Genomic DNA, 8159 nt, shown 5'->3' with positions numbered 1-8159 from the left:
CGATCCGACCGGCCCCCGGCCGCTCCCGGTGACGATCTGGTACCCCGCCGCCGGTCGCGGCGGTGGCCGGGCCGCAGCCCGCCAGCAGCGCCGTCATCAGCGCGGCGACCAGCCGCTGCACCCCCACCAGTCCACGGTAGGCGGTTCGGTGGCCCGGCCGGTCCGCCGTCCGGACCGGGTGCTGTCACCACCCGGTCCGTGCGGCTCGGCCGGCCGGATCGAGCTGTCGCCACCGGCCCGGCGGGACGCTCCGGGTCGACGAGCTTCGCTAGGGTCAGCCGCATGGCTGAGAACTACACCGACCCCAGCGGCAACACCGAGCAGTTCCGCGCCTTCGCCCACGCGCCCGAGGCCGCCGCTCCGGCCGCCGCGCCGTCCCGCCTCCCGCTGATCGTCGGCGCGGTGGTCGTGGCGGTGCTGGTCGCCGGGATCGCCTGGCTCACGCTGAGCTGAGCCGCACCCGGGTCAGTGGTGGTTCGCCACCACAGCCCGGGTCTCCCGGGCGATCTCCCGCTCCTCGTCGGTGCTCACGACACAGACGGTGACCTCGGCGCCGTCGGGGGAAATCACCCGGTCACCGCTGCCGGAGTTGCGCCCCGGGTCGACGGCCACGCCCAGCCGCTTCAGACCGGCCAGCGCCGCGGCGCGGACCGGTGCGGCGTGCTCGCCCACCCCGGCGGTGAAGGTGATCGCATCGACCCGCCCGAGCAGCGCGTAGTACGCCCCGACGTACCCGGTGATCCGGCGGCAGTAGACGTCGAAGGCGAGGGCGGCGGCGGGGTCGCCGGCGTCCCGGCGCTGGAGCACCCCGCGCATGTCGTTGACCCCGGTCAGGCCGAGCAGCCCGCTGCGGTGGTTGAGCAGATCGTCGATCTCGTCGACGGTCATCCCGCCCTCCCGGCGCAGGTGGAAGATCACCGTTGGGTCGAGGTCGCCGCTGCGGGTACCCATCACCAGCCCCTCCAGCGGGGACATCCCCATCGAGGTGGCCACGCTGCGTCCACCCTGGACGGCGCAGGCGCTCGCGCCGTTGCCCAGGTGCAGGGTGATGATGTTCAGCTCCTCGTACGGCCGGTCCAGCAGTTCGGCGGTGCGCCGGGAGACGTACGAGTGCGAGGTGCCGTGGAAGCCGTAGCGGCGGACGCCGTACCGCTCGGCGGTGTCCCGGTCGATCGCGTAGGTCGCGGCGGCCTCCGGCAGCGTGTGGTGGAACGCGGTGTCGAAGACGGCAACCTGCGGCACGTCCGGCAGCGCCTCGCGGGCGACCCGGATGCCGGCCAGGTTGGCCGGGTTGTGCAGCGGGGCGAGCGGGACCAGGTCCTCGATCGCGGTGAACACCGCGTCGTCGATCAGCACCGGCTCGCTGAACTTCCGGCCGCCGTGCACCACCCGGTGCCCGACCGCGGCCAGCCCGGTCAGGTCCAGCCGGTCGATGATTCCCCGTACCGCGGTCTCGTGGTCCGCCGGCCCGCCGCCCGGCTCACCCACCCGCTCGACCGTGCCCTTGTCGCGGACCTCGTCGCCGTCGTACAGCCGGTACTTGACCGACGATGACCCGCAGTTCAGGACGAGGACCTTGCTCATGACGCCTCCGCGGCGGCCTGGATGGCGGTGATGGCGACCGTGTTGACGATGTCCGGGACGGTCGCGCCCCGGGACAGGTCGTTGACCGGCCGACGCAGGCCCTGCATGACCGGCCCCACCGCGACCGCGCCGGCCGAGCGCTGCACCGCCTTGTAGGTGTTGTTGCCGGTGTTCAGGTCCGGGAAGATGAAGACCGTCGCCCGCCCGGCCACCGGGCTGTCGGGCAGCTTCGTCGCCGCGACCTGCGGGTCGATCGCCGCGTCGTACTGGATCGGGCCCTCGACCAGCAGCTCCGGCCGACGTTGGCGGACCAGCTTGGTCGCCGCGGCGACCTTCTCCACGTCCGCGCCGGCGCCCGAGCTGCCGGTGGAGTACGACAGCATGGCCACCCGCGGCTCGATGCCGAACCGGGCCGCGGTGTCGGCGGAGGAGATGGCGATGTCGGCGAGCTGGGCGGCGTCCGGGTCGGGGTTCACCGCGCAGTCGCCGTAGACCAGCACCCGGTCGGCGAGCAGCATGAAGAAGACGCTGGAGGCCACCGAGACGCCCGGCACGTTCCGGATGATCTCGAAGGCGGGGCGGATGGTGGCGGCCGTGGTGTGCGTGGCCCCGGACACCATGCCGTCGGCGCGGCCGGTGTGCACCATCATCGTGCCGAAGTAGTTGGGCTGCGCCACGATGTCGTGAGCAAGCTCGGCGGTCACGCCCCGGTGGGCGCGCAGCTTCGCGTACGCGACGGCGAACTCGTCCCGCCACGGGCTGGTGACCGGGTCGACCACCTCGGCGTCGCCGATGTCGATGCCCAGCTCCCGGGTGCGCCGGGCGATGTCGTCCGGCCGGCCGAGCAGGGTCAGGTCCGCCACGCCGCGGCGCAGCAGGATCTCAGCCGCCCGCAGGATCCGCTCCTCGGAGCCCTCTGGCAGCACCAGCCGGCGCCGCTGCGCGCGGGACCGGTCGATGAGGTCGTTCTCGAACATCAGCGGGGTGACCCGCTCGGAGCGGCTGACCCGCAGCCGCCGGGCCAGGTCCACGGTGTCCACGCAGCGTTCGAAGGCGCCGAGCGCGGCTTCCACCTTGCGCGGGTTGTCGACGCTCGGGCGGCCCTCGATCCGGCTGGACGCGGCCACCGTGTCGTAGCTGTCGCTCGGCACCGAGAGCACTGCGAGGCCCGTGTTGAGCCGCTCCACCAGCCGCATCGCCCTGGGGTCGGGCTGCTCGCCGAGGGTGAGCACCAGCCCGGCCACCGAGACCTGACCGGCCACGTGCGCGGCGCTCGCCGCCACCAGCAGGTCGGCCCGGTCGCCCGGGGTGATCACCAGGGCTCCCTCGGTCAGATGGTCCAGCAGGGTGGGCACGTGCGCCGCGCCGACCACGTAGTCCAGCACGTCCCGGCCGAGCGCCGCGTCGTCGCCGGCCAGCAGCGTGGCGCCGAGCGCCGCCGCCACCTCGGCCACCGTCGGCGCCGACACGGTCGGCACCTCCGGGATCGCGTACGCGGGGACGGGCAGCTCGGGCAGCGTCATCGGCCCGGGCACGCGGTTGGCGACCACCGCCAGCACGGTCGCGCCGAGGTCCTCCAGATCGTGGTACACCCCCCGCGCGGCGGCCGCGATCGCCTCCGGCTCCTGCCCGAAGCCGTCGATCACGGGCACCACCACGCTGCCGAACTCGGTGGCCAGGCGGGCGTTGAAGGCCAGCTCGCGGGGGCCGGTGCCGTCCCCGTCGGCGAAGTCGCTGCCCACGACGACCACGGCGGGGCAGCGCCGCTCGACGTCCCGGTAGCGGGCGACGATCCGGGAGATCAGCTCCTCCCGCCGGCCATCGGCGACCAGCGTCGTCGCCTCCGCGTAGGTGCTGCCGGAGAGTTCGTCGACCGGGAGTTCCACCCGGTACCGGTCGGTGAGCAGGGCGAGGATCGCGTCCGGGCCGGTGCCGGAGACCAGCGGCCGGAACGCGCCGATCCGCTCCACCTGCCGGGAGAGGAGTTCCGCGAGGCCGAGGGCGATGGTGGACTTCCCCCCGCCGGACCCCACGCTGGTCACATAGACACTGCGGGCCACGAGCCCCACGCTACAAGATCGCGGTGCCCCTCGCCCGGGTCCTTGTACCCGGGCCGTTGATCATGCAATTTCCGCAACCGGCGCGGCGGCCGGGCCCGGTGGCGTCACTACCTCGGGTATCTCCGACGCCCGGAGGAGAGCGTCGCTCTTGGCGAGCCACGCGGCACCGAAGGCGAACACCGCGGCCGCCTCGCACCAGAGCAGCGGCTTCAGCGTGTCCCGGACGTCGTGCGGCAGCGCGTTGCTGGCCAGGGCGAGCGCGATCGCCAGCAGGATCAGTCCGCCGCAGGTCCGGTAGAACCGGTTGACCGACGGGCGAGGCGGCACGCCGACCCGGTCCGGCCGGGTGAAGAGGAACAGGCAGAAGACGGCGAGGAGCGCGAACAGCGCCGCGGCCGAGATCTGGTGCACCACGGCGATCCACTGGTGGGTGGCGCTGGCGGCGCTGACCGGGGCGTCGGTCGCGGTGGGAAAGAGGGCCACCGTGATCGCCAGCAGCCCCGCGAGGGTGCTGAGCAGATCGTCCGGCCAGCGGTAGCGGTAGCTGATCAGGAACACCCCGATCGCGCAGAGGCTGCCGACGAAGACATCCCGCATCTCGGTGTGGTAGTAGCCGCTGAGCGAGTTGAGCAGCATGGGCCGGCGGGTCATCACGATGTGGCCGACGACCAGCACGATCGGCAGGGCGATGCCGACCGCGCCGATGCCGAGGCGCAGACGGCGGACCGTCAGCGCGTCCTGCGGGGGCTTGCGGGTTACGCGGTTCACTTCCGCCTCCGTGGCGTCAGGTGGCGTGTGGTCCGACGCGTCCCGCCGGACCCTGGACGCATGCTCACCAGTGGACGCGACGGAACGGCCCGGCGTCAATCGGTGACGCTCAGTCCTCGTCGATGTCGTCGAGGCGGGCGAGCCAGGTGGCGAAACGCTCGATCGGGGTCTCGAACTCCGGGTTCAGGTCGACGAAGTCGCGTAGGCGCTCGCCGAGCCACTCCATGCTGACCTGCTCGTCGCCCCGGCGCTCGACCAGTTCCTCGATGCCGCGGTCGGTGAAGTACATGCCATGTCCTCTCGAAAGGGGGCGCCGACGGAACCGGGGCAGAGCCGTCGTGCTGACGGTCTCTGCCCCGGTCCTCGGCCGTGCTATCGGGTCACGGGCGGAGGAGGGCCGCCTCGATCAGCGCCTTCTGCTCGACGTCGTGCATCTTCGCCGAGCCGACCGACGGGGCGGCGGCGGCAGGCCGCGAGATGCGGCGCAGCCGGACGTCCGACAGGTGCTCCAGCAGGTTCAGCGCGACGAAGGACCAGGCACCCTGGTTGGCCGGCTCCTCCTGCACCCAGGCGAAGTCCTCGGCGTTCGGGTACTGGGCCAGGGCGGCCCGGATCTCCTCGACCGGCAGCGGGTAGAGCTGCTCCATCCGGATGATCGCGGTGTCCGTGACGCCCCGCTCGGCCCGGGCCTGGAACAGGTCGTAGTAGACCTTGCCCGAGCAGAGCAGCACCCGCTTCACCTGCTCCGGCGCCGGGGCGCCGGTGTCGGCCAGCACCGGCTGGAAGGTGCCGGTGGTGAAGTCCTCGACCGGCGACACGCAGAGCTTGTGCCGCAGCAGCGACTTCGGCGTGAACACCACCAGCGGCTTGCGCTTCGGCGAGAGGGCCTGGCGGCGCAGCAGGTGGAAGTAGTTCGCCGGGGTGGTCGGGATGGCCACCCGCATGTTGTCCTCGGCGCAGAGCTGGAGGAACCGCTCCGGGCGGCCGGAGGTGTGGTCCGGGCCCTGGCCCTCGTGGCCGTGCGGCAGCAGCAGGGTGACCGCGGAGCGCTGGCCCCACTTCACCTCACCGGAGGAGATGAACTCGTCGATGACCGACTGGGCGCCGTTGACGAAGTCGCCGAACTGGGCCTCCCAGCAGACCAGCGCGTTGACGTTCTCCACCGAGTAGCCGTACTCGAAGCCCATCGCGGCGTACTCGGACAGCAGCGAGTCGTGCACGAAGAACCGGGACCGCTCGCCGTCGCCGGTGAGCGTCTTCAGCGGCAGGTAGTCGTCGCCGGTCTTCGCGTCCACCACGGAAGCGTGCCGCTGGACGAAGGTGCCCCGTCGGGAGTCCTGCCCGGCGAGCCGGACGGTGACCCCGTCGTGCAGCAGCGCGCCGAGCGCGATGATCTCGCCGAAGCCCCAGTCGATGTTGCCCTCGACGGACATCTTCGCCCGCCGGTCCAGCAGCTGCTGGATCCGCTTGTGCGGGGTGAAGCCCTCCGGCAGGTTGACGTGCGCCTCGCCGATCGCCTTGACGACGGCGGCGTCGGTGGCGGTGTCGACCTGCGGCTCCGGCTCCTCCTCGCGGCGCGGCCGGCTGAGCTGGCGGGGCGTGGTGGCCGCGTCCCGGGTGGCCTTGAAGACCCGCTCCAGCTGCGACTGGTAGTCGCGCAGCAGCTCCTCCGCGTCCTCCACGGTGATGTCACCCCGCCCGATGAGCTCCTCGGTGTAGAGCTTCCGGACCGACCGCTTCGAGTCGATGATCTTGTACATCTCGGGGTTGGACATCGACGGGTCGTCGCCCTCGTTGTGCCCGCGCCGGCGGTAGCAGACCATGTCGATCACGACGTCCTTGTTGAACGCCTGCCGGTACTCGAAGGCCAGCCGGGCCACCCGGACGACGGCCTCGGGGTCGTCGCCGTTCACGTGGAAGATCGGCGCCTGGATCATCCGGGCGACGTCGGTGCTGTAGAGGCTGGACCGCGAGTACTCCGGCGCGGTGGTGAAGCCGACCTGGTTGTTGACCACCACGTGCACGGTGCCGCCGGTGCGGTAGCCGCGCAGCTGGGAGAGGTTGAGCGTCTCGGCGACCACGCCCTGGCCGGCGAAGGCGGCGTCACCGTGCACCGCCAGCGGCAGCACGGTGTAGCCCTCCAGCTTGAGGTCGATCCGGTCCTGCTTGGCCCGGACGATGCCCTCCAGCACCGGGTCGACGGCCTCCAGGTGCGACGGGTTCGCGACCAGCGAGACCTTGACCGCGTGGTCGCCGTCCGGGGTGGTGAACTTGCCGTTCTGGCCGAGGTGGTACTTCACGTCGCCGGAGCCCTGCGTCGAGCGTGGGTCCAGGTGCCCCTCGAACTCGGAGAAGATCTTCTCGTACGGCTTGCCGACGATGTTGGCCAGCACGTTGAGCCGGCCGCGGTGGGCCATGCCGATGACGACCTCGTCCAGCCCGTCCTCGGCGGAGGCCTCCAGCACCTCGCCGAGCAGCGGGATCAGCGACTCGCCGCCCTCCAGCGAGAAGCGCTTCTGACCGACGTACTTGGTCTGCAGGAAGGTCTCGAACGCCTCGGCGGCGTTGAGCCGGTTGAGCACGTGCTTCTGCTCGTCCGGGGCGGGCTTGGTGTACTTGCGCTCGATCCGCTCCTGGATCCAGCGCCGCTCCTCCGGGTCCTGGATGTGCATGTACTCGATGCCGACCCGGCGGCAGTACGAGTCGCGCAGCACGCCGAGGATCTCGCGCAGCTTCATCCGCTGCCTGCCGGCGAAGCCGTTCACCGGGAAGGTCCGGTCCAGGTCCCACAGGGTCAGCCCGTGCTGGAGGACGTCCAGGTCCGGGTGCCTGCGGATCTTGAACTCCAGCGGGTCGGTGTCGGCCATCAGGTGGCCGCGCACCCGGTACGCGTGGATCAGCTCGTGCACCCGCGCGGTCTTGTTGATCTGGCCCTCGGAGTCGACCGCGACGTCCCGCACCCAGCGCACCGGCTCGTACGGGATGCGCAGCGAGGTGAAGATCTGGTCGTAGAAGTCGCGCTCGCCGAGCAGCAGCTCGTGCATGACCTTGAGGAACTCGCCCGACTGCGCGCCCTGGATGATCCGGTGGTCGTACGTGCTGGTCAGCGTGATGATCTTGCTGACCGCCAGCTCGGCCAGGGTGGCCTCGCTCATGCCCTGGTACGGCGCCGGGTACTCCATCGCGCCGACGCCGATGATGGCGCTCTGCCCCTGCATCAGGCGCGGGATCGAGTGCACCGTGCCGATGCCGCCCGGGTTGGTGAGCGAGATCGTGGTGCCGGCGTAGTCGTCCATGGTCAGCTCGTTGCGGCGGGCGCGCCGGACCACGTCCTCGTACGCCTGCCAGAACTGCCGGAAGTCCATCTGCTCGCAGCCCTTGATGGACGGCACCACCAGGTTGCGGGAGCCGTCGGGCTTGGTCAGGTCGATCGCGATGCCGAGGTTGACGTGCTCCGGGCGGACCATCGCCGGCTTGCCGTCGACCTCCGCGAAGGAGTTGTTCATTTCCGGGTGCTCGACCAGCGCCCGGACCATCGCGTACCCGATGAGGTGGGTGAAACTGACCTTGCCGCCGCGGCCGCGGGCGAGGTGGTTGTTGATGACGATGCGGTTGTCGACCAGCAGCTTCGCCGGGACCGAGCGCACGCTGGTGGCGGTCGGGACGGCCAGCGAGGCATCCATGTTCTGCACGATCTTGGCGGCCACGCCGCGCAGCGGCACCGTGCCGGCGGCGGCCGCCGGGGCC

The 8159-nt window shown here is 71.6% G+C and carries 6 protein-coding genes; 1 reads left to right on the top strand and 5 read right to left on the bottom strand.

Annotated elements, in window-relative coordinates; all coding sequences use genetic code 11:
* Window positions 1–282: 282 nt before the first annotated feature.
* Complete coding sequence (locus DKL51_RS34875) at window positions 283–453, top strand: hypothetical protein (protein ID WP_165823043.1); 171 nt, start codon at window positions 283–285, stop codon at window positions 451–453.
* A 12-nt stretch (window positions 454–465) separates the two neighbouring features.
* Here DKL51_RS34875 and DKL51_RS11020 read toward each other — a convergent pair whose 3' ends face one another.
* The 5 genes from DKL51_RS11020 to DKL51_RS11000 form a co-directional block, all read right to left on the bottom strand.
* Window positions 466–1584 (bottom strand): acetate/propionate family kinase, encoded by a 1119-nt coding sequence (locus tag DKL51_RS11020; RefSeq protein ID WP_109943355.1) that lies wholly within the window; start codon window positions 1582–1584, stop codon window positions 466–468.
* Window positions 1581–3653: a phosphate acetyltransferase gene (gene pta / locus DKL51_RS11015; RefSeq protein WP_109943356.1), complete on the bottom strand. Its 2073-nt coding sequence runs from the start codon at window positions 3651–3653 to the stop codon at window positions 1581–1583. The genes DKL51_RS11020 and pta overlap by 4 nt, the downstream gene beginning before the upstream one ends.
* Before the next feature lie 51 nt (window positions 3654–3704).
* The gene (locus tag DKL51_RS11010) at window positions 3705–4412 is read right to left on the bottom strand and encodes a DUF998 domain-containing protein (RefSeq protein ID WP_109943357.1); all 708 of its coding nucleotides are present in this window, start codon (window positions 4410–4412) and stop codon (window positions 3705–3707) included.
* 109 nt (window positions 4413–4521) lie between these two features.
* Window positions 4522–4701, bottom strand: coding sequence for a DUF6104 family protein (locus DKL51_RS11005; RefSeq protein WP_109943358.1), 180 nt, complete (start codon window positions 4699–4701; stop codon window positions 4522–4524).
* Window positions 4702–4792: 91 nt separating this feature from the next.
* Window positions 4793–8159, bottom strand: a 3367-nt coding sequence (locus tag DKL51_RS11000; protein WP_124812017.1) for a multifunctional oxoglutarate decarboxylase/oxoglutarate dehydrogenase thiamine pyrophosphate-binding subunit/dihydrolipoyllysine-residue succinyltransferase subunit, incomplete at its 5' end; no start/stop codon positions are given.

Source organism: Micromonospora globispora, assembly GCF_003857015.1.
Taxonomy (GTDB): domain Bacteria; phylum Actinomycetota; class Actinomycetes; order Mycobacteriales; family Micromonosporaceae; genus Micromonospora; species Micromonospora globispora.
This window is presented reverse-complemented; position numbering and strand designations above follow the sequence as displayed.